The organism is Pectobacterium aroidearum, from assembly GCF_015689195.1.
Lineage (GTDB): Bacteria > Pseudomonadota > Gammaproteobacteria > Enterobacterales > Enterobacteriaceae > Pectobacterium > Pectobacterium aroidearum.
In genome coordinates, this window is record NZ_CP065044.1 from 155,348 (window position 1) to 178,694 (window position 23,347).

A 23,347-nucleotide genomic window follows, 5' to 3' on the forward strand; every position below is an offset into this window, starting at 1 on the left:
GTAAATAGGGGGAGGTGATCCCCCTGTGTCGAATCAGAACTGTTCCCAGTTTTGCGTATCGCTTCCTGCGCGGCTTCTGGAATTGGCAAGCGAGAGTTTGGCGCTGTCAGGCCTTTTCAACTGCGGAGCAAGGCGCTGTGACGATCCGCCTTCAACGACGAAGACTTTCATCAGCTCGACCAGATGAGCCGCCTGATCGCTCAGGCTATCGGCGGCAGACGCGGATTGCTCAACGAGCGCGGCGTTCTGCTGCGTGACCTGATCGAGTTGGTTAACGGCATCGTGAATCTGCGAGACACCAGATTCTTGTTCCTGCGTGGTGACGCCAATTTCGTTAATCAGATCGGCAACGTGACGCGCCTGACGAACCAGCTCTTCGATTGTCGTGCCCGCATCGCTGACCAGTGCGGAGCCCGTCTCGACTTTCTCGACGCTGTGGCCGATCAGTTCTTTAATCTCTTTGGCTGCGGTGGCGGAGCGCTGCGCCAGCGAGCGAACTTCGCCAGCCACCACGGCAAAACCACGGCCTTGTTCACCCGCCCGGGCGGCTTCGACCGCGGCGTTGAGCGCCAGAATGTTGGTCTGGAAGGCGATGCCGTCAATGACGCTGATGATGTCGCCAATTTTGTGCGAACTGTCGGTAATTTCTTTCATGGTGACAACGATATTGCCGACGGCTGCACCGCCTTTAGCCGCGGTGTTGCTGGCAGCCTGCGCCAGTTGAGCGGCATTACGCACGGTGTCTGAGTTCTGACGTACGGTCTGGCTCATCTCTTCCATTGAGGCTGCGGTCTGTTGCAGATTGGCCGCCTGCTCTTCCGTACGCTGGCTGAGGTCGGTACTGCCTGCGGCGATTTGGCTGGCGCCGGTGGCGATGGATTCACTGCTCTCACGCACCTGTTCAACAATGCTACTCAGGCTTTTGCGCATTCCGTTCATGGCTGCCAGTACACTGCGGTCATCACCGGGACGTAAGTTCACGGCGACGGCCAGATTTCCCTGCGCAACCGCCTGGGCGATTTGTGCGGCGTAAGCCACTTCACCACCCAGTAACCCTTTGATGGTGCGGGTAATCAGTACGGAAACCAGAATGCCAACGAGCACCGCAATGGCTGCGAAGACGATCAGCATGTTGCCGTCTGAGCGCGCTTCCTGCATCGCGCTTGTCGTCATATCCAGCGTCCGTGTTTTCTGAAATTCCCGCATGCTATCCAGCGCGGCGAAAACTGGTGCCTGCGTAACCTGCATCTCATTGACCATGATTTGCACGGCACGCGCCCTTTCTTCGGCGTTCTCGGATAGACCAAGTTCAACCGCCTTATTCACGGTATCCCGATAAGCCGGACGCGCCTGAGTCAGGCTCTCCAGCGTGTCACGAGTTTCTGGTTCAGACATGTGTTCATACAGTTTGGTCAGGATTTCTGTATTGCGGGCAATTTGCTGATCGATCAGGCGCTTTTCTTCCTGAATACGGCTCCTGTCATCGGTCAGGCCAATGTTACGCACCGAACGCGCCACGGCATCAAAACCGTTTTTGGCGTCCTGTATCAGGATAAGGCTGGTCAGATTTTTTTCGGACAGTGATTCAATATCTTCACCCAGATCGACCAGATGCGCGCGCCCCAGCACGGCGACCATCAGACCGATGATGATGACAGAGGCGAAGCCAGCACCCAACATGGTGCCAAGCTTCATTTTTGCTAGAAAATTCATAATGTTCCTTTATTATTTTTTATCGGTGATGCAGGTTCTGCTTTGTGGATTGGGTCTCTTCTGCGACAGGTCAGGAATAGGATGTACTTCTGATGACGTCATGTGTTGGCATGCAGACTTGCGTAGCGGTGGTAAAGAAACGCGCAGTTCCTTACCCCATGCACAGTATAAAGACAGGTGTGGATAGGCAGATGTGGAATATAGGAGTAAAACAGGCGCATTTTCCGGCATAAAGAGAAAAACCGCCGAAGATCAGCGGTTTTTCCTTTAGTGAAAGGTCGTAAGGGGTGAAACGTTGAGACGTTTACATCACCAGCCACAACGCCCAGGTGAAGAGGAACCCGGCTAGCCCGAGGATAGTTGTCAGCACCGTCCAGGTGCGCAGGCCATCGGCGACGGACAGCCCCAGATATTTGGTGACGATCCAGAAACCCGAGTCATTAACGTGTGATAGACCCAGTCCGCCAAAACAGGCAGAGAGTGTCACCAGCACCAGCTGCATCTGGTTCAGGCCGCTGACGGCTTCGCTCAGCAGGCCGCAGGTGGTGAGAATGGCAACGGTAGCGGAACCTTGCGAGGCACGCAGCGCCAGCGACAGAATAAATGCGGCAGGCACCAGCGGCAGGTGAATGCTGGTCAACGTATCCGCCAGCGCTTTACCAATGCCCGATTCCACCAGCACTTTACCGAACACGCCACCGGCACCGGTCACCATAATGACCATCGCCGCGGCAGGCATGGCATCACCCATCACACCGCTGGCTTTCTCCAGCGACCAGCCGCGACGCAGTGCAATCAGCCAGAACGCTAAGGCCAGTGCAATCAGCAGCGCCACGGCAGGAGAACCGACCAGCGACATCACGTTACGCACCGGGTGTCCGGCAGGCAGAATGGTCGCAGAGACGGTGCCGAGCATAATGATGGCAATCGGAATCGCAATCAGCGCGGCGATCAGCCCGGCGGAGGGGGCAGAGACGGGGGCCGTATCCGGCGTGGCATCTTCCGGCTTCGCCAGCTGTAGCTGCTCTAATACTTCAACGGAAAGCGCATAATTACGGCGGTTCATGGCCTTGGCAGCCCAGTAGCTGATGATGCCGACAGGAATCGAGACCAGCAGGCCAATGATGGTCAGCCAGCCGATATCCGCATTTAGCAGGCCAGCAGCGGCGACAGGACCAGGGTGGGGCGGCAGCGCGACGTGGACCGTCAGCATAACGCCCGCGACGGGCAAGCCGAATTTAATCGGGGAGACTTTCGCGACTTTCGCAAAGCCGTAAATAATTGGGGCGAGGATAATAAAGCCGACATCGAAAAATACCGGAATACCCAGAATAAAGGCGGCGATGGTTAATGCTGCCACCATTAATCCCGGCCCCATCAATTGGGCAAAGCGGTGCGCTAAGGATTCCGCGCCGCCGGACACTTCGATCATTCTGCCCAGCATGGCGCCGAGGCCGATAATAATTGCCACTGAACCGAGAATACCTCCCATACCGGAGGTAATCACTTTCATCACGTCGCCAGTGGGAATACCCGTAGCCAATGCAACGAGTAAGCTGACGACCAGCAGGGCGACAAAGGGCTGAATTTTAAATTTAATGACCATCAGCAGCAGGAGTAATACCCCGGCGATAGCGATGCAGAGTAAGAGCGAGGTGGCCATGTTCTTATCCTCATTGACCCATTTTGCAATTCAGAGGCTGAAAAGGTATTGGGTTATTGTTTTATTTGAAGAAAAGGGTGACCTGATTCCCACATTGAAATAATGCGGGAATCTGACCTTTTCTCGTATTTTATAAAGGTGTCTCTGGTGTTTGCTTTTTTATAAAATATCCCCGTCATACTTCAAGTTGCATGTGCGTTGGCTACGTTCAGTCACCCGAATCACTTACCTGAGTAAGCTCATCGGGATTCCTTCTCTTGCCGCCTTCCTGAAACTCGAATTATTTAGGGTATAGTCATGCATTACGGCGATAATTTATTTCTTCAGCCAGGGTTTAATCCATCCCAGCCCGTCTTCCGTTTTGCCACGCGGGTTATATTCACAACCAACCCAGCCGCCATAATTCACGCGATCCAATTCGGCAAAGATGAACGGGTAATTAATCTCTCCTTCATCGGGTTCATGCCGTGCAGGAACCGAGGCAATTTGAATATGTCCGATGCGGCCATCCAAATCGTGAATAATTTGCGTCAGGTTGCCATCGACAATTTGCGCGTGGAAGAAATCCAACTGGATATAGACGTTCGGCCGATCGATCAGATTGGCTAATTCCAGCGCCTGATACTGACTAGCGAACAGATAATTCGGCTTCACTTTCGCGCTCAGCGCTTCAATCATGATATTGATGCCGTGCGGTGCAAATTTATCGGCGGCGTAGCGCAGGTTATCAATAAAGGTTTGCTGATAGGCTGCGCGGTCTTCACCGGGCGGGACGACACCCCCCATCACCAGTACCGAAGGACAGTTGAGCGCCAGCGCATATTCCAGCGCGTTATCGATATCCCGGCGAGCATCTTCAATGCGATCGGGCAGGGCGGATACGCCCCATTCGCCCGCGGCGATATTGCCGGGCGCAGTATTGAACAACACCTGCTTCAGGCCATTTTCCCGCAGCTTTTCCGCCAGCAGCGGTGCCGGATATTCATAAGGAAACAGGTACTCGACCGAAGTGAAACCCGCATCGGCAGCGGCTTTAAAACGATCGAGAAACGGCACGTCGGTAAACAGCATAGAAAGATTGGCAGCAAACTTAGGCATGGTTAACTCCTCGGTTCAGCAAAAAATGGCTCATCAAGAGAGCTCTGCAATATCGTCAGCGGTGAGGTAGCGAATTTTTCGATCACCGAGAATAAAAATCAGCTTGGCGGTTTCTTCCAGCTCTTCCATGTTGTCCGCCGCCGCACGCAGATCCTTGCCAGTGACGACCGGGCCGTGGTTAGCCAATAAGAACGCCTTGTAGCGCGAGGCCAGCTTCGCCAGATCTTCACCGAGCCGTGCATCGCCGGGACGGTAATAAGGGACGACGGGCACTTTACCGACGCGCATCACCACATAGGGCGTGAACGGCTTGATGGCATCCTGCGTATCCAGCCCTTCCAGACATGAGAGCGCCGTCAGGTAGGTGCTGTGTAGGTGGACGATCGCTTTGCATTCGGGGTCGTTACGGTAAATCGACAGGTGAAAGCTAACCTCTTTCGACGGCTTATCCCCGGAGATCCACTCGCCGCTCAGGCTGACTTTGGACAACCGCTCGGCATCCAGGTCGCCGAGACAGGAGCCGGTTGGCGTTGCCAACAGCGTGCCATCATCTAATAGCAACGAGAGGTTGCCCGCTGAGCCAGTGGCGTAGCCGCGCTGGAAAAAAGACGCGCCCAGTTTGACCATTTCCGCGCGTGCGCGCTGCTCGCTGTTCAGTGCGGCTTCAGTGTTGTGGTGTTTTTCACTCATGCGGCAAACTCCTTTTGAGCGCGGGCAAAAAAGTCTTCATCACCGAAATTGCCGGATTTCAACGCCAGCGAAAGCGGATGATTGGTGGAACGTACCCACGGCACGCCGGGAGAAATGGATGGCCCGATATGGAACGCGTGAATGCCCAGCGTTTGCACCACGATGCTGGAGGTTTCCCCGCCCGCAATGATGAAGCGCTGGAAGCCATCCTGCTGAAGCTGGCGGGCGACGGCAGCAAACAGTTTCTCCACTGCCTGACTGCTGGCTTCTGCACCCCAGCGCTGCTGAATCTGCGCCAGTTCGTCGGGTGATGACGTGGCGTATAGCAGCGGCGCGAGTGCGTCATCACGATGTGCTTTTACCCAGTCGGCCAGTTCCTGCACGTAGGCTTGCTGGGCATCATCGCTTTCCAGACAGCGAGCGACGTCAATCGCGCGACCCGCTGCCTGTTTCAAGTAATGAGCGACCTGCTTGTTGGTCATCACTGAGCAGGAGCCGGACAGCACAACGCCTGCGCCGGATTGTGGCTTGCCTGCCTCGGTGGCGGAACCGGTTTGTTTTGTTGGGTCTGCCAGCTGGCGTGCCAGACCAATCGCCAGGCCGGAACCGCCAGTGACCAGTTTCATGTCGCGCAGTGCTTCACCCTGTGTTAGCAGGTGTTGTTCGTTCAACGTATCCAGCACCACATAGCGGATGCCCTGTTCTTTCAACTGTGCCAGCCGCTGTTTGACGGCTTCCGCGCCCTGATCCATCACGGCATACGGCACCAGACCGCATTGCCCCGCCGCCTGCTGCTCCATGACGCGCATCAGGTTGCTGTCCGTCATCGGTGTAACCGGATGGTGGCGCATCCCGGATTCTGACAACAGCTGATCCATCACGAATAAATGCCCTTGATAGACGGTTCTGCCGTTCACCGGCAGCGCTGGAGAGATGATGGTCTGCGTTTCGCTGAGCTGTTCCAACAGCGCATCGGTTACCGGACCGATGTTGCCTTTTGCTGTGCTGTCGAAGGTGGAGCAATATTTAAAGTAGAACTGCTGGCAGCCCTGCTGTTGCAGCCATGCCAGCGCCTTGAGTGAATCCGCCACGGCCTGTTCCGCCGGACAGGAGCGCGATTTCAGGCTAATGACCACGGCCTGCGTGTCGACCTTAAAATCGGACGGCGGTACGCCGTTGAGTTGTACGGTCGGCAGCCCGTTGTTGACCAGAAAGCTGGCGATATCCGTTGCGCCGGTAAAATCATCGGCGATCACACCTAGCTTGATCATGGCGCCTCCTTCTTTTCCGGCAGCGTAATACCGTTGAAAATCTTGATGACCGCGCTGTCGTCTTCTTTACCGAATCCGGCGTTGCTGGCGGCGGTAAACATGTTGAATGCGGTAGAGGCCAGCGGCAGCGGGAAATGGAGCGATTTGGCGGTGTCGGTGACCAGCCCCAGATCTTTCACGAAAATATCAACGGCGGATTTTGGCGTGTAGTCGCCATCGACAACGTGACGCATGCGGTTCTCAAACATCCAGGAATTCCCGGCGGCGTTGGTCACCACGTCATACATGATATCCAGTGGGATATCGGCACGGGCGGCGAGCGCCATTGCTTCCGCGCCAGCGGCGATGTGTACGCCTGCCAGCAACTGGTGAATAATTTTAACCGTTGCGCCCAGCCCGATTTCTTCACCGATGCGGTAAACCTTGCCCGCGACGGCATCCAGCACGGGCTTCAGTTTCTCAAAGGCCAGATCGGAACCGGATGCCATGACCGTCATGTCGCCTGCGGCAGCTTTTGCCGCCCCGCCGGATACCGGTGCATCCAGCATGATCAGCTGATGCTCAGCCAGACGCTGTTCAATGTTTTTGGCATCCTGCGCGGAGATTGTGGAAGACACCATGACCACGGTGCCGGGCTTGAGTTTCGCGGCGACCTGCGGTTCACCGAACAGAATCCCGTTAACCTGTGCGGCGTTTACGACCAGCAGCACCACGGCATCCAGCTTGTCAGCGAAGGCATCAATACGTGTGTCGGCCTGCGCCGCACCCGCTTGACGTAACCGTTCCAGCGCCTGCGGGTTGATATCGACGCCGTATGTCGTCAGGCCAGCATTGATGCAGGACGCCGCAGCGCCAAAACCCATGGAACCCAGACCGATAACGGCGACAGCATAATCAGAAGTCTTTTTCATCGTGGTTGCCTTGTTAAAATTAGTGATTTTTTGTTCTCTGGTGTTAAATATAAGGACTATCAGAACAAATTATGGTGATTTTTATCACATAAATTAACATTGAGATCGTGATGATTCAGTGTAGCTGAACACCGTCGGGAAAGAGATATCCTTAATTTTCTTTGTATATCATGTAATTAATTATGATTTCTCGTTGCGTAACGATGAACGCAATCATGTCTGGCGTGGTGTATGACGTGAATTTATGATAATTATCGTCATCAAACGGGGTATCTCTCACAATATTTATCAAACCAGAGTTATCAGACCAGCACTCTCAAACAGGGAACGAACAGCGTGATTCCAGTAGAACGTCATCAACAGATTCTGGCGCTGATCGCCGAACGCGGCGTGGTAAGCATCAATGAATTGACCGAGCGGCTGGGCGTGTCGCACATGACGGTACGGCGCGATGTGCAAAAGCTGGAGCAGGATGGCCTGCTGCTGAGCGTCTCCGGCGGCGTGCGCTCGCCCGAGCGTCTGGCGATTGAACCGTCGCATCAGGATAAATCCGTGATGTTCAGCCAGCAGAAAGCGGCGATGGGTAAACTGGCGGCGCAGCACATTCCGTTGAATAGCTGCATTTATTTGGATGCAGGCACCACGACGCTATCGCTGGCGCGCGAGCTGGCTGAACGCGACGATCTCCTGATTGTCACCAACGATTTTGCGATTGCCGCTTTTCTGATTGAGTCCAGCCAGTGCCGCATGATCCACACCGGCGGCACGCTGTGTCGGGAAAACCGATCCTGCATTGGGGAAGCCGTGGCGCAGGCGCTGCGCAACCTGTTTATCGACATCGCCTTTATCTCCGCGTCTTCCTGGAGCCTGCGCGGGCTGTCCACGCCGAACGAAGACAAAGTGGTTGTGAAACGCGCGGCGGTAGAAGCCAGCAGCAAGTGCGTACTGCTGTGTGACACCTCGAAATACGGTCGCATTGCCACCCATCTCGCTACGCCGCTCAGCGTATTCGACAGCATCATCACCGACGACGGCCTACCTGTCGCCGCCAAAGAAGCCTTGAGCAAAATGGGGGTGGAGGTGCTGGTGGCGTGAGGGGATAGCCAAATTGGGACGGCCTAACTATCGCCTTGAGTCCAATGTGGAAATAAACGTATTATCGCGATGTCGTTAATTACATAAACTCATGAAAACAAAGGAATGTAAATAATGAGTGTGCGTAGTGAAATTATTGATGGCCGACAAGCCTCTGGTGTGACATATGGCTTGATTTATACTGAGGTGCTAGGTTGGATTGATTTAGGCCATGCGAAAGGGGACGACATTAAGGATATTATTCAACAAATGTATGTCGGAGAGAATACTGAAGACGGAATGCCATACTACGATGTTACCTATAAACAAGGCATGATTGGACTCAGAAGAAGTGTCACTATCAACCGGTTTATTAAATGGCGGATAAAAAAAGGAAGGTCTCTTCAAGAAAGACATAGCATTGCTCTTGCTATGATGCTCACCGTAGCGAAACGGTTTGAATCTATGCAGGCTTCTTTTCCATTCAATTTAGTTACAGATAGTGGATTTAGTGGGGAAGATCTTGTTTCAGATTTATTAGGTTTCTACCGAGTGGTTTCTACTCCGAACCCTTTTTATTTATTACGGCCAGTGAGTAAAGAAGAAGCATTAAAACGATGGGATTTCTATGGTCCTATCGGAAATTTTAAAAATATAGGATTCCGACCTATTTTATTTCCTGATCCTGAGCTCATGTCCTATGCTCAACCTCGGTTAGGGTTTCTCCCATCTTTTATGCAAACAATACAACCTTATAATGACTTTGAGTCAGGAAATGTAGGCATTGCATCCTACGATGGTACTGAACTCACAACAAATTTCTTTAAATAACATGAAAAAAAAGATAATTATACCACTCGTCATATCGATCCTAATTGCCTTACCGCTTATCTATTATTGGCCTGCCATGGTTATTCTGACGGAGGGGAGTTCTCGCTACACGGAACAGGACACCCGACGATATGAAATGCTGACTGACGATATCATTAAAAATTGCCCGCGCATTTCTTCTATCTATGATTTTGGCTATGCCACGGTTGATGGCTCTGCATTGGAAGTCAGCAATATTACGTTTCAAAACACCAATGATGCGACAAGCATACGCAGCTATCTAGCGTCGCTTGGTTTTACGCTGAGCGACACAGACACGACGGGTGAGTATTGGAAGTCTGCGGATTCAGATAAAACGATACATATAGGAATCATCAACGATCCGAAAACCGTTATCGTTGATGTCATACGAAAATAGCCCTGAATAGGGTAGTCAGAGTGTTTAATAGAACCTTATAGTTATGCCGTTACTCTAGTCTTTGTTGCGATGGAGGCGGGCTAGAAGAACTATTCTGATTACGCTTTTTATTCTCGGCAATTTCATGCAGCGTCAATGGGCTTTCGCCGCTTTCATCTCCTGCCAAGATAGCGTGGTATAAGGAGTAACGACCAGCATTATCTTGAATATTGGTTTTTAGACTGTTATTCCACTTATTACGCTGGTTGTTGTCCATGTTTAGTGAAAACCTGTAAAATCTATTTACTGTAGTATAAGCGACTTCTTTACTTATGCCTCTCCTTTCCTTGTCACTTTCCCGTCATCTTCCAGTTATTTTTCTGTCATGCGCCCATGTCATGTTTACCTTCGCATAAAAAACGCCGTGATGATGGCGCATTTAATTGATTGCAGGAGACAGGCATGTTCAACAACACAACTCGTAAAACACATGCTATTCGCACCGCCGCGGCGTGTGTGGCATTAGCGCTGATGAGCGCCAGTGCGCAGGCCGCGACAGAAATTCCTTTCTGGCACTCTATGGAAGGCGAACTAGGGAAAGAAGTGAATTCTCTGGCTGACCGTTTTAACAAAGCACACAGCGATGTAAAAATTGTGCCGGTCTACAAAGGCAACTATGAGCAGAATCTGGCTGCCGGGATTGCGGCCTACCGCGCTGGGAATGCGCCCGCCATTTTGCAGGTCTATGAAGTCGGTACGGCCACCATGATGGCAAGTAAAGCCATCAAACCTGTCTATGAAGTCTTCAAAGAGTCAGGCATTAATTTCGATGAGTCGGTGTTTGTGCCGACTGTCTCTGGTTATTACACCGATGCGAAGAGCGGCCACCTGCTGTCGCAGCCGTTTAACAGCTCTACTCCGGTGTTGTACTACAACAAAGATGCCTTCAAAAAGGCCGGTTTAGATCCTGAGCAACCGCCGAAAACCTGGCAGCAAATGGCTGAGTACACCGCCAAACTGCGTGCAGCCGGGATGAAGTGCGGCTATGCCAGCGGCTGGCAGGGCTGGATTCAGATTGAAAACTTCAGCGCCTGGCACGGTCTGCCAGTTGCGAGCAAGAATAACGGCTTTGACGGCACCGATGCCGTACTGGAATTCAACAAGCCGACGCAGGTTAAGCACATTCAGCTGTTGCAGGACATGAACAAGAAGGGTGACTTCACCTATTTCGGGCGCAAGGATGAGCCGACCGAGAAATTCTACAATGGCGACTGCGCCATCACGACCGCTTCTTCTGGTTCTCTGGCGAACATCCGGGAACACGCCAAGTTCAACTACGGCGTTGGCATGATGCCGTATGACGCTGATGCGAAAGGCGCACCGCAGAACGCCATTATCGGCGGAGCCAGCCTGTGGGTGATGGGCGGTAAAGATGCCGCGACCTACAAAGGCGTCGCTGAGTTTATGAAGTTCCTGGCCGAGCCGGAAAATGCTGCTGAATGGCATCAGAAAACCGGTTACCTGCCAATTACTACTGCGGCGTATGAGCTGACGCAGAAGCAGGGCTTCTACGAGAAAAACCCAGGTGCGGATATCGCCACGCGTCAGATGCTGAACAAGCCACCGTTGCCGTTCACCAAAGGCCTGCGTTTGGGCAACATGCCGCAAATTCGTACCGTTGTGGATGAAGAATTAGAAAGCGTATGGACAGGTAAGAAGACGCCTCAACAGGCGTTGGATAGCGCGGTTGAACGCGGTAACGCGCTGCTGCGTCGCTTTGAGCAATCGACGAAGTAATACGCTTCTGTTGAGCAATACCGGGCCGAAGGGAATCGGCCTGTTTCTTTTCTGTTTGCAATGAGTTACCGCATGACATCATCCCGCCCCGTTTTTCGCAGCAGTTGGTTGCCTTACGTGCTGGTGTTACCTCAACTGCTGATTACCGTGATTTTCTTTATCTGGCCCGCTGGCCAGGCGCTGTGGTATTCGGTGCAGAATCTCGATCCGTTTGGGTTATCCAGCGAATTTGTCGGCATGGAAAACTTCAGGCAGTTGTTCAATAACCCTTACTACCTCGATTCGTTCTATACCACGCTGATATTCAGCTTTCTGGTAGCCGGGTTTGGCATGTTGATTTCACTCTTTCTGGCCGCGTTGGTGGACTATGTCATCCGTGCCAGCCGCCTGTACCAGACGTTGATCATCCTGCCCTATGCTGTGGCACCTGCCGTCGCTGCCGTATTGTGGATGTTCCTGTTTAACCCCGGTCTGGGGCTGATTACCCATTTTCTCGGGCTGATGGGCTACACGTGGAACCACGCGCAGCACAGCGGTCAGGCGATGTTTTTAGTCGTCCTTGCGTCGGTCTGGAAGCAGATTAGCTATAACTTCCTGTTCTTTCTCGCTGCGTTGCAATCGATCCCTCGTTCACTGGTGGAAGCGGGCGCGATTGATGGCGCTGGGCCCGTACGGCGTTTCTTCAATCTGGTGTTACCCATGATCTCACCGGTGAGCTTCTTCCTGCTGGTGGTCAATCTGGTGTACGCCTTTTTCGACACCTTCCCGATTATCGATGCCGCGACGGCCGGTGGGCCAGTGCAGTCGACGACCACGCTGATCTACAAAATTTATCGCGAGGGCTTCGCAGGGCTGGATCTGTCCAGTTCGGCAGCGCAGTCGGTGGTGCTGATGATGCTGGTTATCGGGCTGACCATTATTCAGTTTCGTTTTGTTGAACGGAAGGTGAACTATCAATGAAGGTCGATAGCAATGATTGAGAATCGTCGCGGATTAGATATTTTCAGCCATGTCATGCTGATCGTCGGCATCCTTGCCGTCTTGTTTCCGCTGTACGTGGGGTTTGTGGCCGCCACGCTGGATAATCAGGAAGTCTTTCAGGCACCGATGACGCTCATCCCCGGTACTCACCTGTGGGAAAACCTGCGTTATATCTGGCTGCACGGCGCGGGCAACAACACTACGCCGTTCGGACTGATGCTGCTCAACAGCTTTGTGATGGCACTGGCGATTACGGTGGGCAAAATTACCGTATCGATCCTGTCCGCTTACGCCATCGTCTATTTCCGTTTTCCGCTGCGCAACCTGTTCTTCTGGATGATTTTCCTGACGCTGATGCTGCCGGTGGAAGTACGTATTTTCCCGACGGTGGAAGTGATCGCTCGGCTGGACATGATGGACAGTTACACCGGTTTAACGCTGCCGCTGATGGCCTCGGCGACCGCGACTTTCCTGTTTCGCCAGTTTTTTATGACGCTGCCGGATGAGCTGATGGAAGCGGCACGTATTGACGGCGCCAGCCCGATGCGTTTCTTCTTCGACATGGTTTTACCGCTGTCGAAGACCAATCTGGCGGCGCTGTTCGTGATCACGTTCATCTACGGCTGGAACCAGTATCTGTGGCCGCTGCTGATTATCAGCGATGCCAATCTGGGGACTGCGGTCGCCGGGATTAAAAGCATGATTGCTTCCGGTGACGGGGCGACCCAGTGGAATCAGGTGATGGCCGCTATGCTGCTGACCATGCTGCCGCCGCTGCTGGTGGTGTTACTGATGCAGCGCTGGTTCGTTCGCGGTCTGGTCGACAGCGAAAAATAAATCGAGACGAATTTCGGAAACGCTTATGGCATGTTTAAAACTTCAGGCCGTCACCAAGTCTTACGATGGCAAAACACAGATTATCCAACCCATCGATCTGGATGTCGCTGACGGCGAATTCGTGGTGATGGTGGGTCCATCGGGCTGCGGTAAATCGACGCTGCTGCGCATGGTGGCAGGCCTCGAACGCACCACCAGCGGCGATATCTATATTGATAACCAGCGGGTCACCGATCTGGAACCGAAAGATCGCGGTATTGCGATGGTGTTCCAGAACTATGCGCTTTATCCCCATATGAACGTGTTCGACAACATGGCTTACGGCCTGAAAATTCGTGGTCTCGGCAAGGCGCAGATTCGTGAGCGTGTTGAAGACGCGGCGCGAATTCTGGAACTGATGCCGCTGCTGCAACGCAAACCGCGTGAGCTATCAGGCGGCCAGCGTCAGCGCGTGGCGATGGGGCGGGCGATTGTACGTGAACCGGCGGTGTTCCTATTTGATGAACCGTTGTCGAATCTGGATGCCAAACTGCGCGTACAGATGCGGCTGGAATTGCAGCAACTGCACCAGCGCCTGAAAACCACCAGTCTGTACGTCACGCACGATCAGGTTGAAGCCATGACGCTGGCGCAGCGCGTCATCGTCATGAACAAAGGGATCGCCGAGCAAATTGGCGCGCCTGCTGAGATTTATCGCCGTCCGGCCTCGCTATTTGTGGCCAGTTTTATTGGCTCACCTGCCATGAACCTGTGGTCGGGTCGCATTAGCGATGACGGCTGCCGCTTTGAAATCGGCGACGACATCGCGCTGGCGCTGCCTGAGCCGAAGCCGCAGTGGCGCGGTAAAGCATTGACGCTGGGGGTACGACCGGAGCATATTCAGCTGGCAACGCGCGAAACCGACGGTATTCCGTTGCAGATCGACACACTCGAACTGTTGGGCGCGGACAATTTAGCGCACGGTAAGTGGGGCGGACAGAACGTGATCGCTCGGCTCTCTTATGAGCACTGTCCCGCCATCGGTTCGACGCTTTGGCTGCATTTACCGACGTCATCATGGCACCTGTTTGATTCGCAAAGCGGATTACGGATGGAATAATGGAAACAATCTGGCCTTACCCGAGCATTGTCGCCCATCGCGGCGGTGGTTCACTGGCACCGGAAAACACGCTGGCGGCGATTGATGTTGGCGCCAGCCTCGGTCACAAGATGATCGAATTTGATGCCAAGCTGTCGCAGGACGGCCAGATTTTCCTCCTGCACGACGACACGCTTGAGCGCACCAGCAATGGCTGGGGCGTTGCTGGAGAACTGCCGTGGGACAAGCTGGTCGGGCTGGATGTCGGCGGCTGGTACGGTCATAAATTTGTTGGTGAACGCCTGCCGCTGCTATCGGAAGTGGCAAAACGCTGCGTGCAGTATGGCATGGCGGCCAATATCGAGATTAAACCCACTACCGGATATGAAACCGAAACCGGACGGGTGATTGCGCTGGCGGCGCGTCAGCTGTGGGCCGATCATCCGGTTGCACCGCTACTGTCATCGTTCTCCATCGATGCCCTGGAAGCCGCGCAGCAGGCTGCACCGGAACTCCCGCGCGGGCTGTTGCTGGATGAATGGGAGGAGGGCTGGCTGACGCTAACGCAGCGTCTGGGATGCGTGTCCATCCACCTGAATCACAAACTGCTGACGGCAGAGCGCGTTGCGGCGCTGAAAGCCGCGGGTTTACGCATTCTGGTTTATACCGTTAACCAACCTGATCGCGCGCAAACTTTGCTGGATTGGGGCGTTGACTGTATCTGTACTGACCGGATAGATTTAATTGGGGCAAGCTTCGCGACCGGCTGAGGTCTGCCTTATACCCGTCATACTTCAAGCTGCTTGTGCGTTGGCTGCCTTTGCTCACCCCAGTCACTTACCTGAGTAAGCTCCTGGGGATTCTCGCAGTTGCCGCATTACAAGGCCATAAATGGGCCTTGCCCTAAAGGGTCAACGCATAGCGTTGTTCAAAACGCTAACGTTTTGTCACGCAACTCGAATTATTTAGGGTATATCTCCATAATAACGGATCCCCTTTCTGACTTGGTGCCGGTAATAAGGAAGTGGCTTCATGCCCGCATTTATTGTTTCGCTTTGGCACCAGATTTTTCTGTCGTTACCCCTCTTTGTTCTGATTGCGCTCGGCTACAGCCTGATTCGCTACGGTAAATGGCCGACTACCGTGACCGACGGCATGACGCGCTTTGTCTTCTCCGTCGCCATGCCCGCCATGCTGTTCCGCCTGATGTCGGATTTCTCCCAACGTCCAGTGGTGGACGCTCGGCTGCTGATCGCCTTTTTCGGCGGCTGCCTGCTGGTGTTTGTCTTAGGCCGCATCGTGGCGCGCAAGATCTTTCATCTCGATGGCGTCTCCGGCTCGCTGTTTGCGCTGAGCGGCATCTTTTCCAATAACGTGATGCTGGGGCTGCCGATTGCCACGCTGATGCTGGGTGAAGAAGCAATCCCGTCGGTCGCGCTGGTGGTGGTGTTTAACGGGCTGATTTTGTGGACGTTGGTGACGGTGTCGGTGGAATGGGCGCGTAACGGGGCGTTGTCGCTGCAAGGCTTTACCAAAACCGCGCTGGGTGTGCTGAAGAACCCGCTGATTATTGGCATTCTGTCCGGTACGGCGTTCAGCCTGACCGGCTTGCCGCTGCCGTCATATATCGATCAGCCGCTTTCCATGCTGGGGCAGATTGCCGCACCGCTGTCGCTGGTGGCGCTGGGCATGGGGCTGGCGGAATACCGCGTGCGCGACGGCTGGCAGATCAGTACGGCGATTTGCACGATCAAGCTACTGGTACAGCCGCTGGTGATCTGGGGGATTGCGATTGCACTTGGCCTGCCGGAAATGGAGACGCGTGCAGTTGTGCTGCTGGGGTCGATGGCGGTGGGCGTCAACGTCTATCTGATGTCGCGCCAGTTTGGTGTGCTGGGGGGCCCGGTGGCATCAAGCCTGCTGCTATCAACGGCGATGGCGGCATTAACCACGCCGTTGATTCTGACGCTGATGGGTGTGCGGCTATAAGGCCGCAGCAGCCTCAGGGGTTCTGTTTAATTGGCGGTGGCGGCGTGGTTCTCTGCGACCGCTCTAAATCTTTCTGTAGCTGCTGTTGGCGCTGTTGCTGCAACTGCTGGTTGCGCTGTTGCTGCAACTGCTGGTTGCGCTGCTGGAGCTGCTGATTCAATTGCTGTTGCTGCACTTTCTGGCTCTGCTGCATATTCTGCTGCAACTGTTTCTGGCTGCTGATGCCGCTCTCAAACTGCTGCTGAGGCGTGGGTGCTTGTGTCGTGTTGGCGTTTGCCAGAAGCGGCAGGCCGAGCAGCACAGCACAGGCCAGTAATGTCGTAGGGTGTTTCATTAAACCTCCACACAGGCTGTATGCCCGCATCGTGTTTTCATCAGTACATTAGCCTGATGTGTTTCCTTAAGTGTAATCGCTGTAGAGGAAAACGTCGTGCAGAGTAATCCGCAATCCTGCATGCACAGGTTTTGGGTTGCCCTGTTGGAATGCGTTATACTGCGGCGGAATTTTCCTTCGTGGTTGACGTTATCTCATGTTCCATATCGCGCTCTATGAGCCTCAAATTGCACCAAACACCGGCAATATTATCCGACTGGCGGCTAACAACGGCTGTACGCTTCATTTGATTGAACCGCTGGGGTTTGATTTTGAAGAGAAAAAACTGCGCCGTGCAGGGCTGGATTATCACGATCTGGCGAACGTCAGCCGTCATAAAAATTATCAGGATTTTCTGGCCGCCGTTCCCGGCAAGCGCATCTTCGCCTGTACCACCAAAGGCAGTCGCCCTTATGACCAGCCAGCCTATCAGCCAGGTGATGTCTTGCTGTTTGGCTCGGAAACGTCGGGGTTACCGGATGAGATTCGCAATGGCTTTGAATCGGATTTCCGTATCCGCATCCCTATGCAGTCCAACAATCGCAGCCTGAACCTGTCGAATGCGGTAGCGATCATCAGCTATGAAGCCTGGCGGCAAAACGGCTTCGGCGGTTGCCTGTAGTCACGACAGGCTACAGCCTGCCGGTGGCGGATTTTTTCAGTGGTGGATTCACCAGAAACACCACCTCCCCGCGATAATACGGTGAAGTGGCAAGGCGATGCTGCCACTGCGGTTCCCACTTGCCGTTTTGTACCAGCCCTACCCGAAAAGGCAGAGTGAGCTTCATCAGCGCGGGCAGGTACTCGGCGTAGTTGGTAATGGTGTTACGCCCCTGATAGGTCTGTACCACCACTTCATCGAGCTTACCCTGTAAGCGGTTCAACGCCGACACATCCCCGGTTTTTGACCAGTCGAGCAGCCCGGTAATGCTGAGTTGACAATCCTCGGGTAAACGCTCACGCAGCTGTGTCAAAAACGCGACATAGCCAGCCAACTGATAGCTTTTCGCGTCAAAGTCGATCTGAATCCCGACAACCTGATTACCGTGGCGCTGCCATTTTTCCCGTAGCTTTAGCATCCGGTTCAGATGGCGATCGGAAAGTTCCAGCGTGGTCATGCGGAAAGCCAGCCAGACACGGTTAACGCGCAGCTGGCTCGGCGGGATCCCCTGGCGCAGAAACACGACCTTGCCCTGACGGCGAGCCACTTCTCCCTGATGCAGGTACAACGTCTGGGCTTGATGCAGGATGGGCTGCGGCTTTACCGCTGCCCACAGCCAGAAATCCTGATAGCGTGTCGCATCGACGGTGGTGTTCGCCGCGTTGACGGTTGAGGGTGCTGCGTTAACGGAAGTGGCCTGCGTACAGAATGAGAGTATGCAGGCCAGCACGATTGACGGCGTTACCAGTAATAATCGAGCTTGTCTGCCCACACGCTGCCTTTGTATTTGGTTTTCAGTTGAGTAAACCAGGCTTTGCGGGTTGCCTTGCTGATTTCCTGTGGACCACAGTCGTTATAGCCGCTCGGCGCATAGCAGTAGACCGCGCGATACAGGGCATAGGTTTTGTCTTCCGGTGGCGCTTTCGGGTCGGCAATCACCTTCATATAACCATCTAGACGGTTATATTCGGTGCCGACGAATTGCGTTGGCGCGTTGGTGAGCCCGCTCAACATGCTGCCTTCACCCCAGTCGAAGCCCACGCTGTTATTGGTGCGCAGGAAGAACTCGCCGAGGCAGTTAATCGCACGCGCGTCATTCGGCCGTTGGTTCAGTGTTGTGACCACGTCGTTCAGTGCCGGACATTGATAGTCTTCTTCGGTGTCGCTACCATCCCAGTCAAATGCCGTCAGATCTTCCTGATTCCAGCTTTGATTTTCGCTGCTGACCAGTGGTGCGATGTCTTTTCGCAACTGAACATCCTTGAGATAGCTGGCGTAATCGCCGTGAGTCAGCGATTTGGTTAACAGCGTATGCAGCGCAATGGCCCGCTCCTCATGGCTCTGCTGCGCGCCCGTTTGCTGACGGAGCAAATCGGCGTTGGCGCTAATCTTCAGCACGGCAGAACGGAAACGCAGGTTTTTCACCGGGCTATCAGCGGTAAAAATTCGCTCGGGATGGCCTGCCTTGACCAGCGTTTCTGCCAGCGCCAATTGCAGGAACTGATTTTGCGTGTACCCCATCTTGCGTGTTAACAGTTGGCGCCAGTGCGCTTCTGCCTCATCCCAGCGCTCCAGACGTACCAGTGCACGACCGCGTAATACTTGCAGACTAAAACGCACGGTATCGGTCAGATCGTTTTCCTGCGTAGCGGGAACGCTGTTAACCACAGCGGCGTAATCTTTTTGACCATAAAACAGCTGGGCGGCTTGAAGGTAGCTGAACGCGTCCTGCATGTTGTCTTGCTCAAACAGCGGTTTCTGCGCGGCCAGTTCTTCGGTGGATAAGGCGGGTAATGCCAGCCAGCCTTCATCCGAACGCAAGCGCTTGAGATCTTGCACCATCGTCAACGGTGTGCTGCCCGGCGCGCTGGTGAATTGCCGATTTTCCAGCAGCTTATTGTCGATCTCATCGTTCAATTCAAGGAGGTCTTCGACGTCGGTGGTGCCGTCCAGTTCGTGTTGGTACGTTTTCGCCAGGGCATTCGTATCATTCATGATCCAGTAGGCGCGGCGATACAGTCCGTTAGCGGAATCGACGTATTGCCCTTCGGGATACTGTTTCAGGTAGTCATCAATATGCTGAACGGCCAACTGAGCAGTGGCCTTATCGGCTTTACCGGCGTCGAACATGTTGTATTCATCAAGCGCATTTTCCATGGCTTTATTGATTGCCACGCGAATCAGCATATAGCGTGAAGTTTCGGCCACCCAGGGCTGTGGTGATGATACCAACGCCTGAAAACCGCTTTCCGCCTCATCAAAGTGACCCTGATAGAACGCCAGAACCGCGAATAAATATTGCATAAGTGCGCCGGCATTCCCTTCGTCCGGCAGTCTTGCGAGACCTTCGTTCAGCGCGTCTTTGGTATACAACGGATTGAGGAGATTCACCCGCTGATGTGCCAGCAGCGTGCGCTGTTCCTCTGTGAGCTGTTTATCCGCCAACAGGACGTCGAAGAACGCCTCCAACGTGGAGAGCGCATTGGAAATATGCCGTCCTTCGTTATCATCAGGCGAAAACGTGGAGATAGTGCTCTGAACGGACAAAGGAAGGTGCAGTTGCTTCGCTTTGTTGAGCGTCGAGAGGTAAGGTGCATCAGCCGTGACGTCCTCTCCTGACTCTGACGTCTGAGGTGTTTCCGTCGCCGCGATCCCCATGACTCGGTAGGCCGTGAAAGGGTCGATACGTGAACGCGCTTGATCGGGTAAAGGATGGGGTAACGGAAGCGAAATTCCGTGGAGACGGCTTTGCAACAACATCAGATTCGTACGCGTGTCATTACCCGGTTGCAGGTAAGGCAGGGCGGACATGCCACATTCTGAGTCGGAAAAGCCGCACACTCCATCGCTGGAACTGAATGCCTGACTGCTCATTAACGCGATCAGTACGCCAGCCAGCAGCGTTACTCCTTTCATGGTTGGTATCCTTCATTTAACACGGGTCTTGCCTGTTTTCGGCATGAGTGGCGATCACTCTACGCAATCGCGTAAAAAACGCAATCCAGTGTAACTTTGAGAAGGTAAACAGAACATGACAGGTGCCCTATCGGGCACCTGAATGTGAGTTGTCGCGGGAATGTCGGCGGCGGGGAAGAACCCGTTCGATTTACCGTTGATGCAATGGCAGCCAGATGATCAAGCGCAATCCACCCAGCGGACTGTCTTCTGCTTTGACCCAGCCTTTGTGCTGCGTAATGGCGGTTTCCACGATAGCGAGGCCCAAACCGCTGCCGCCGGATTCGCGATCGCGCGCTTCATCGGTACGGTAGAAGGGGCGGAAAATCTGTTCGCGATCTTCCGGGCTCACGCCAGGGCCGTCATCATCCACTTTGATGGTGATGCCCTGATTATCCACTGAGAAAGCCACTTCGATGTGGTTGTGCGAATAACGCAGCGCGTTGCGCACGATATTCTCCAGCGCACTGTCGAGCGAGGCAGGGTTGCCAAAGAGCGTCCACGGCCCCGGTGGATAAGGAACTTCCAATGTTTTCCCCATCTGCTCGGCTTCAAAGGCGGCATCGTCCAGCACATTGCCCCACAGCTCATCGGCACGCAGGAACTCGCGGGTCAGTTCGTTCTTGTGCTGATTGCGTGAGAGTACTAGCAGATCGTTAATCATGCTATCGAGCCGCTGCGTTTCCGTCTCGATGCGGTTCAGCTCATTGCCTTCCCCCTGACGCCGACGCAGCAGCGCCGTCGCCAGTTGCAAGCGCGTCAACGGCGTACGCAACTCATGAGAGATATCCGACAGCAGGCGCTGCTGTGCGGTGACCATCCGTTCCAGCGCACTGACCATCTGGTTAAAGCTGACGCCCGTCGCCTGAAATTCCTGCGGGCCGGACTCCAGCTCAGGGTGCTGGCGTAAGTTGCCTTTGGCGACTTCGTCGGCGGCGTGTTTGAGCTTACGTGCGGGTTTCGCCAAACTCCAGGCGAGCCACAGCAACAGCGGTGAACTGATCAGCATGGTGAAGATCAACAGCAGTAGAGGGCGGTCAAACAGCAGGCTGATGAAATCTGACTGCGGGCTGCTGGCAGGACGAATGAGGTAGAGCTGATAGTTGTCATCACCATCGCGGATCGCAAAAGGGCCGAGAAGCTCAATGCGGCCGTAATTTTTCTTTTGCGGGTGATCGGCGTTATCCGACAGCCCGATAAAATTACGCACAATTGGGGTTTCATGCTTCTCTACGCCGAAGATTCGGCCTTCACTGGTGACCAGAAAAAGGCGCTGTCCCGGCGGAGCCCACTTCTCCAACACCCAGAACAGCCGTAGCCACCAGCGCAGATCGTTGGCAGGCGTGTTGGCAAGGTCTGCTTCAATATGCTGTTCCAGCATGATGCCCTGCCGCTGCTCGTTTTCCAGCAGGGCGGTAAGCTGGCGCGAGTCCAGCTTGGGCACCATCAGAACCAGCATGAGTACCAGCGCCAGCGTTAACCAAAAAATGGCAAAAATACGGGCGGTCAAACTATTGATCATGCAGCCGATACCATCAAATAGCCTCGTCCACGCAGCGTTTTAAACCAGGGCAAGCCATCCTTGCGTTCTGGCAGTTTACGTCGCAGGTTCGAGATGTGCATATCGATCGCGCGGTCAAACGGTGTCAGTCGTTTCCCCAGCACTTCCTGGCTTAAATGTTCGCGTGAAACCACCTGTCCCAGCCGCTGTGCCAGCAGATAGAGCAGCGTGAATTCTGTGCCCGTCAAATCCAGTACGATATCGTCAAAGCTGGCTTCCTGACGTCCGGGGTTCAGACGCAGGCCGTCGACTTCCAGCGTCGGCGCGCTGTTATCGCCCGCTTGCTGTTGATCGGTCCAATTGGAACGGCGGAGAATCGCGCGAATACGCGCCACCAGTTCTCTGTCGTTAAAGGGCTTCGGCAGATAGTCATCCGCACCCAGTTCCAGACCAAGAACGCGGTCTAATTCACTGCCGCGGGCGGTCAACATGATGACCGGCGTTTGATGCTGCTGTCGTAGTTCTTTTAATGTATCGATACCGTTTTTCTTCGGCATCATCACATCCAGTAATAACAGGTCAATGGTGTTATCTAATACCTGTAACGCCTGCTCGCCGTCGTAGGCGACAACGACGTTAAAACCTTCCATTTCGAGCAACTCTTTCAATAAAGATGTCAGCTCTCTATCGTCATCAACCAGCAGAATTTTATTCATGTTTTCTCTACCTCCAAGGGCAAAATACGACATAGATTAGCGCTATTCCATGACTTTACGTAGTTTTACATCCTCTGACGCATGTTTGCAGCAAGATGCGTAGACTCCTGCTCATTGATTCACAAAATGACGTACCGCTCTGGAGAGTTATCGATGCAACAGTTTGCAACCTTATCTCTTGCTTCACTGCTTATGCTAGGCACTTTTACCGCCGTTGCAGCAGAAAGTGGAGACGCCCCGGCGAGCGGCTGGCATATCGATGATTCCGCCACAAAAGGTGTCTCCGGCCAGCAAGGTATGTTCGATGGCGTGAGGCTGACTGAGCAACAGCGTCAGCAAATGCGTGATTTGATGCACCAGAGTCGTCAGGACAAACCGGCGTTTAATGCCGAAGATGTTAAAGCCATGCACAAGCTGGTGACGGCAGAAACGTTTGATGAAGCGGCGGTGCGAGCGCAGATAACCCGAATGATGAGTGTGCAGATTGAGCGTCAGATTCAGATGACCCGAGTGCGCAACCAAATGTATAACCTGCTGACGCCGGCGCAGAAAGAGATCTTAGATGTGAAGCATAAGCAACGCATGAAAGAGATGCAGCAGCAGATATCCATGTTTAACCAGATGGCCGCGCCAGCACCAGGCACGACAAACCAGACTGAGACAGAGAATCCCGAGTAGTAGCGCTAGTGTAGTAAGTAGTCTGTAGTAAACGTAGTGCAGTCCGAGTAGCAATGTGTAGTAGGTACACACCCTGTTTTTCCTTGCCATAGACACCATCCCTGTCTTTTTGCCCTCCATGATGGAGGGTTTT

General features: G+C 53.9%; 23 protein-coding genes. 11 read left to right on the plus strand and 12 right to left on the minus strand.

The features are described from left to right. Positions 1 to 33 precede the first annotated feature (33 nt). The 6 genes from I2D83_RS00625 to ltnD form a co-directional block, all read right to left on the minus strand. Positions 34 to 1,713, minus strand: coding sequence for a methyl-accepting chemotaxis protein (locus tag I2D83_RS00625; RefSeq protein ID WP_205947366.1), 1,680 nt, complete (start codon positions 1,711 to 1,713; stop codon positions 34 to 36). A gap of 304 nt (positions 1,714 to 2,017) precedes the next feature. Beyond that, positions 2,018 to 3,376: a GntP family transporter gene (locus tag I2D83_RS00630; RefSeq protein WP_181845697.1), complete on the minus strand. Its 1,359-nt coding sequence runs from the start codon at positions 3,374 to 3,376 to the stop codon at positions 2,018 to 2,020. A 315-nt stretch (positions 3,377 to 3,691) separates the two neighbouring features. Next, a complete protein-coding gene (gene otnI / locus I2D83_RS00635) occupies positions 3,692 to 4,474 on the minus strand; it encodes a 2-oxo-tetronate isomerase (protein ID WP_181830213.1) in 783 nt (260 codons plus the stop codon). A 33-nt stretch (positions 4,475 to 4,507) separates the two neighbouring features. Beyond that, complete coding sequence (gene otnC, locus I2D83_RS00640; protein ID WP_180779124.1) at positions 4,508 to 5,164, minus strand: 3-oxo-tetronate 4-phosphate decarboxylase; 657 nt, start codon at positions 5,162 to 5,164, stop codon at positions 4,508 to 4,510. Then, positions 5,161 to 6,435, minus strand: a complete 1,275-nt coding sequence (gene otnK, locus I2D83_RS00645; protein WP_205947367.1) for a 3-oxo-tetronate kinase — start codon at positions 6,433 to 6,435, stop codon at positions 5,161 to 5,163. The genes otnC and otnK overlap by 4 nt, the downstream gene beginning before the upstream one ends. Next, positions 6,432 to 7,346, minus strand: coding sequence for an L-threonate dehydrogenase (ltnD, locus tag I2D83_RS00650; RefSeq protein ID WP_012772861.1), 915 nt, complete (start codon positions 7,344 to 7,346; stop codon positions 6,432 to 6,434). The genes otnK and ltnD overlap by 4 nt, the downstream gene beginning before the upstream one ends. 336 nt (positions 7,347 to 7,682) lie before the next feature. Here ltnD and ygbI point away from each other — a divergent pair, with 336 nt between their 5' ends. From ygbI to I2D83_RS00665, 3 genes are all read left to right on the plus strand, one after another. Further along, on the plus strand, positions 7,683 to 8,441 hold the full coding sequence (gene ygbI, locus I2D83_RS00655) for a DNA-binding transcriptional repressor YgbI (protein ID WP_205947368.1): 759 nt from the start codon (positions 7,683 to 7,685) through the stop codon (positions 8,439 to 8,441). Positions 8,442 to 8,555: 114 nt separating this feature from the next. Next, positions 8,556 to 9,251, plus strand: a complete 696-nt coding sequence (locus tag I2D83_RS00660) for a hypothetical protein (protein WP_012772863.1) — start codon at positions 8,556 to 8,558, stop codon at positions 9,249 to 9,251. 1 nt (position 9,252) lies between these two features. Beyond that, a complete protein-coding gene (locus tag I2D83_RS00665; RefSeq protein ID WP_205948118.1) occupies positions 9,253 to 9,669 on the plus strand; it encodes a hypothetical protein in 417 nt (138 codons plus the stop codon). Positions 9,670 to 9,718: 49 nt separating this feature from the next. Here I2D83_RS00665 and I2D83_RS00670 read toward each other — a convergent pair whose 3' ends face one another. Beyond that, the gene (locus I2D83_RS00670; protein ID WP_181845692.1) at positions 9,719 to 9,925 is read right to left on the minus strand and encodes a hypothetical protein; all 207 of its coding nucleotides are present in this window, start codon (positions 9,923 to 9,925) and stop codon (positions 9,719 to 9,721) included. Between the two features lie 185 nt (positions 9,926 to 10,110). On the opposite strand from I2D83_RS00670, the gene ugpB reads away from it, so the two are divergent. The 6 genes from ugpB to I2D83_RS00700 all read left to right on the plus strand — a co-directional run bounded on the left by ugpB (position 10,111) and on the right by I2D83_RS00700 (position 16,330). Next, positions 10,111 to 11,445: a sn-glycerol-3-phosphate ABC transporter substrate-binding protein UgpB gene (ugpB, locus tag I2D83_RS00675; RefSeq protein WP_012772868.1), complete on the plus strand. Its 1,335-nt coding sequence runs from the start codon at positions 10,111 to 10,113 to the stop codon at positions 11,443 to 11,445. Between the two features lie 72 nt (positions 11,446 to 11,517). Beyond that, positions 11,518 to 12,405: a sn-glycerol-3-phosphate ABC transporter permease UgpA gene (gene ugpA, locus I2D83_RS00680; RefSeq protein WP_181845690.1), complete on the plus strand. Its 888-nt coding sequence runs from the start codon at positions 11,518 to 11,520 to the stop codon at positions 12,403 to 12,405. A 12-nt stretch (positions 12,406 to 12,417) separates the two neighbouring features. Beyond that, the gene (gene ugpE / locus I2D83_RS00685) at positions 12,418 to 13,263 is read left to right on the plus strand and encodes a sn-glycerol-3-phosphate ABC transporter permease UgpE (protein WP_012772870.1); all 846 of its coding nucleotides are present in this window, start codon (positions 12,418 to 12,420) and stop codon (positions 13,261 to 13,263) included. Between the two features lie 25 nt (positions 13,264 to 13,288). After that, entirely contained in the window at positions 13,289 to 14,362 is a 1,074-nt protein-coding gene (locus tag I2D83_RS00690; protein WP_205947369.1) for a sn-glycerol-3-phosphate import ATP-binding protein UgpC, read from the plus strand. Further along, complete coding sequence (gene ugpQ / locus I2D83_RS00695; RefSeq protein WP_205947370.1) at positions 14,362 to 15,111, plus strand: glycerophosphodiester phosphodiesterase; 750 nt, start codon at positions 14,362 to 14,364, stop codon at positions 15,109 to 15,111. The genes I2D83_RS00690 and ugpQ overlap by 1 nt, the downstream gene beginning before the upstream one ends. A gap of 262 nt (positions 15,112 to 15,373) precedes the next feature. Further along, a complete protein-coding gene (locus I2D83_RS00700) occupies positions 15,374 to 16,330 on the plus strand; it encodes an AEC family transporter (RefSeq protein ID WP_205947371.1) in 957 nt (318 codons plus the stop codon). A gap of 13 nt (positions 16,331 to 16,343) precedes the next feature. Here I2D83_RS00700 and I2D83_RS00705 read toward each other — a convergent pair whose 3' ends face one another. Continuing rightward, the gene (locus tag I2D83_RS00705; protein ID WP_205947372.1) at positions 16,344 to 16,664 is read right to left on the minus strand and encodes a hypothetical protein; all 321 of its coding nucleotides are present in this window, start codon (positions 16,662 to 16,664) and stop codon (positions 16,344 to 16,346) included. A gap of 196 nt (positions 16,665 to 16,860) precedes the next feature. Between I2D83_RS00705 and I2D83_RS00710 the strand changes: the two genes are divergently transcribed. Beyond that, the gene (locus I2D83_RS00710) at positions 16,861 to 17,325 is read left to right on the plus strand and encodes a tRNA (cytidine(34)-2'-O)-methyltransferase (RefSeq protein ID WP_012772875.1); all 465 of its coding nucleotides are present in this window, start codon (positions 16,861 to 16,863) and stop codon (positions 17,323 to 17,325) included. A 10-nt stretch (positions 17,326 to 17,335) separates the two neighbouring features. Here the strand turns inward: I2D83_RS00710 and I2D83_RS00715 are convergent, their stop codons facing one another. From I2D83_RS00715 to cpxR, 4 genes are all read right to left on the minus strand, one after another. Beyond that, a complete protein-coding gene (locus I2D83_RS00715) occupies positions 17,336 to 18,136 on the minus strand; it encodes a DUF3142 domain-containing protein (protein ID WP_182100780.1) in 801 nt (266 codons plus the stop codon). Further along, positions 18,106 to 20,280 carry a PA5441 family protein gene (locus I2D83_RS00720; protein WP_205947373.1) on the minus strand — a complete coding sequence of 725 codons (2,175 nt, stop codon included), beginning with the start codon at positions 20,278 to 20,280 and terminating at the stop codon, positions 18,106 to 18,108. The genes I2D83_RS00715 and I2D83_RS00720 overlap by 31 nt, the downstream gene beginning before the upstream one ends. Positions 20,281 to 20,470: 190 nt before the next feature. Then, complete coding sequence (cpxA, locus tag I2D83_RS00725; protein WP_010281575.1) at positions 20,471 to 21,841, minus strand: envelope stress sensor histidine kinase CpxA; 1,371 nt, start codon at positions 21,839 to 21,841, stop codon at positions 20,471 to 20,473. After that, positions 21,838 to 22,536: an envelope stress response regulator transcription factor CpxR gene (gene cpxR / locus I2D83_RS00730; RefSeq protein WP_012772878.1), complete on the minus strand. Its 699-nt coding sequence runs from the start codon at positions 22,534 to 22,536 to the stop codon at positions 21,838 to 21,840. The genes cpxA and cpxR overlap by 4 nt, the downstream gene beginning before the upstream one ends. A gap of 153 nt (positions 22,537 to 22,689) precedes the next feature. Here cpxR and cpxP point away from each other — a divergent pair, with 153 nt between their 5' ends. Next, positions 22,690 to 23,214, plus strand: a complete 525-nt coding sequence (gene cpxP, locus I2D83_RS00735) for a cell-envelope stress modulator CpxP (protein ID WP_012772879.1) — start codon at positions 22,690 to 22,692, stop codon at positions 23,212 to 23,214. The last annotated feature ends 133 nt before the right edge of the window (positions 23,215 to 23,347 follow it).

Bases quoted from the DNA above. Each gene is read 5' to 3' on its own strand.
- I2D83_RS00625 (WP_205947366.1), bottom strand. From the start codon at position 1,713: ATGAATTTTCTAGCAAAAATGAAGCTTGGCACCATGTTGGGTGCTGGC.
- I2D83_RS00630 (WP_181845697.1), bottom strand. From the start codon at position 3,376: ATGGCCACCTCGCTCTTACTCTGCATCGCTATCGCCGGGGTATTACTC.
- otnI (WP_181830213.1), bottom strand. From the start codon at position 4,474: ATGCCTAAGTTTGCTGCCAATCTTTCTATGCTGTTTACCGACGTGCCG.
- otnC (WP_180779124.1), bottom strand. From the start codon at position 5,164: ATGAGTGAAAAACACCACAACACTGAAGCCGCACTGAACAGCGAGCAG.
- otnK (WP_205947367.1), bottom strand. From the start codon at position 6,435: ATGATCAAGCTAGGTGTGATCGCCGATGATTTTACCGGCGCAACGGAT.
- ltnD (WP_012772861.1), bottom strand. From the start codon at position 7,346: ATGAAAAAGACTTCTGATTATGCTGTCGCCGTTATCGGTCTGGGTTCC.
- I2D83_RS00660 (WP_012772863.1), top strand. From the start codon at position 8,556: ATGAGTGTGCGTAGTGAAATTATTGATGGCCGACAAGCCTCTGGTGTG.
- I2D83_RS00665 (WP_205948118.1), top strand. From the start codon at position 9,253: ATGAAAAAAAAGATAATTATACCACTCGTCATATCGATCCTAATTGCC.
- I2D83_RS00670 (WP_181845692.1), bottom strand. From the start codon at position 9,925: ATGGACAACAACCAGCGTAATAAGTGGAATAACAGTCTAAAAACCAAT.
- ugpB (WP_012772868.1), top strand. From the start codon at position 10,111: ATGTTCAACAACACAACTCGTAAAACACATGCTATTCGCACCGCCGCG.
- ugpA (WP_181845690.1), top strand. From the start codon at position 11,518: ATGACATCATCCCGCCCCGTTTTTCGCAGCAGTTGGTTGCCTTACGTG.
- ugpE (WP_012772870.1), top strand. From the start codon at position 12,418: ATGATTGAGAATCGTCGCGGATTAGATATTTTCAGCCATGTCATGCTG.
- I2D83_RS00690 (WP_205947369.1), top strand. From the start codon at position 13,289: ATGGCATGTTTAAAACTTCAGGCCGTCACCAAGTCTTACGATGGCAAA.
- ugpQ (WP_205947370.1), top strand. From the start codon at position 14,362: ATGGAAACAATCTGGCCTTACCCGAGCATTGTCGCCCATCGCGGCGGT.
- I2D83_RS00700 (WP_205947371.1), top strand. From the start codon at position 15,374: ATGCCCGCATTTATTGTTTCGCTTTGGCACCAGATTTTTCTGTCGTTA.
- I2D83_RS00705 (WP_205947372.1), bottom strand. From the start codon at position 16,664: ATGAAACACCCTACGACATTACTGGCCTGTGCTGTGCTGCTCGGCCTG.
- I2D83_RS00710 (WP_012772875.1), top strand. From the start codon at position 16,861: ATGTTCCATATCGCGCTCTATGAGCCTCAAATTGCACCAAACACCGGC.
- I2D83_RS00720 (WP_205947373.1), bottom strand. From the start codon at position 20,280: ATGAAAGGAGTAACGCTGCTGGCTGGCGTACTGATCGCGTTAATGAGC.
- cpxA (WP_010281575.1), bottom strand. From the start codon at position 21,841: ATGATCAATAGTTTGACCGCCCGTATTTTTGCCATTTTTTGGTTAACG.
- cpxR (WP_012772878.1), bottom strand. From the start codon at position 22,536: ATGAATAAAATTCTGCTGGTTGATGACGATAGAGAGCTGACATCTTTA.
- cpxP (WP_012772879.1), top strand. From the start codon at position 22,690: ATGCAACAGTTTGCAACCTTATCTCTTGCTTCACTGCTTATGCTAGGC.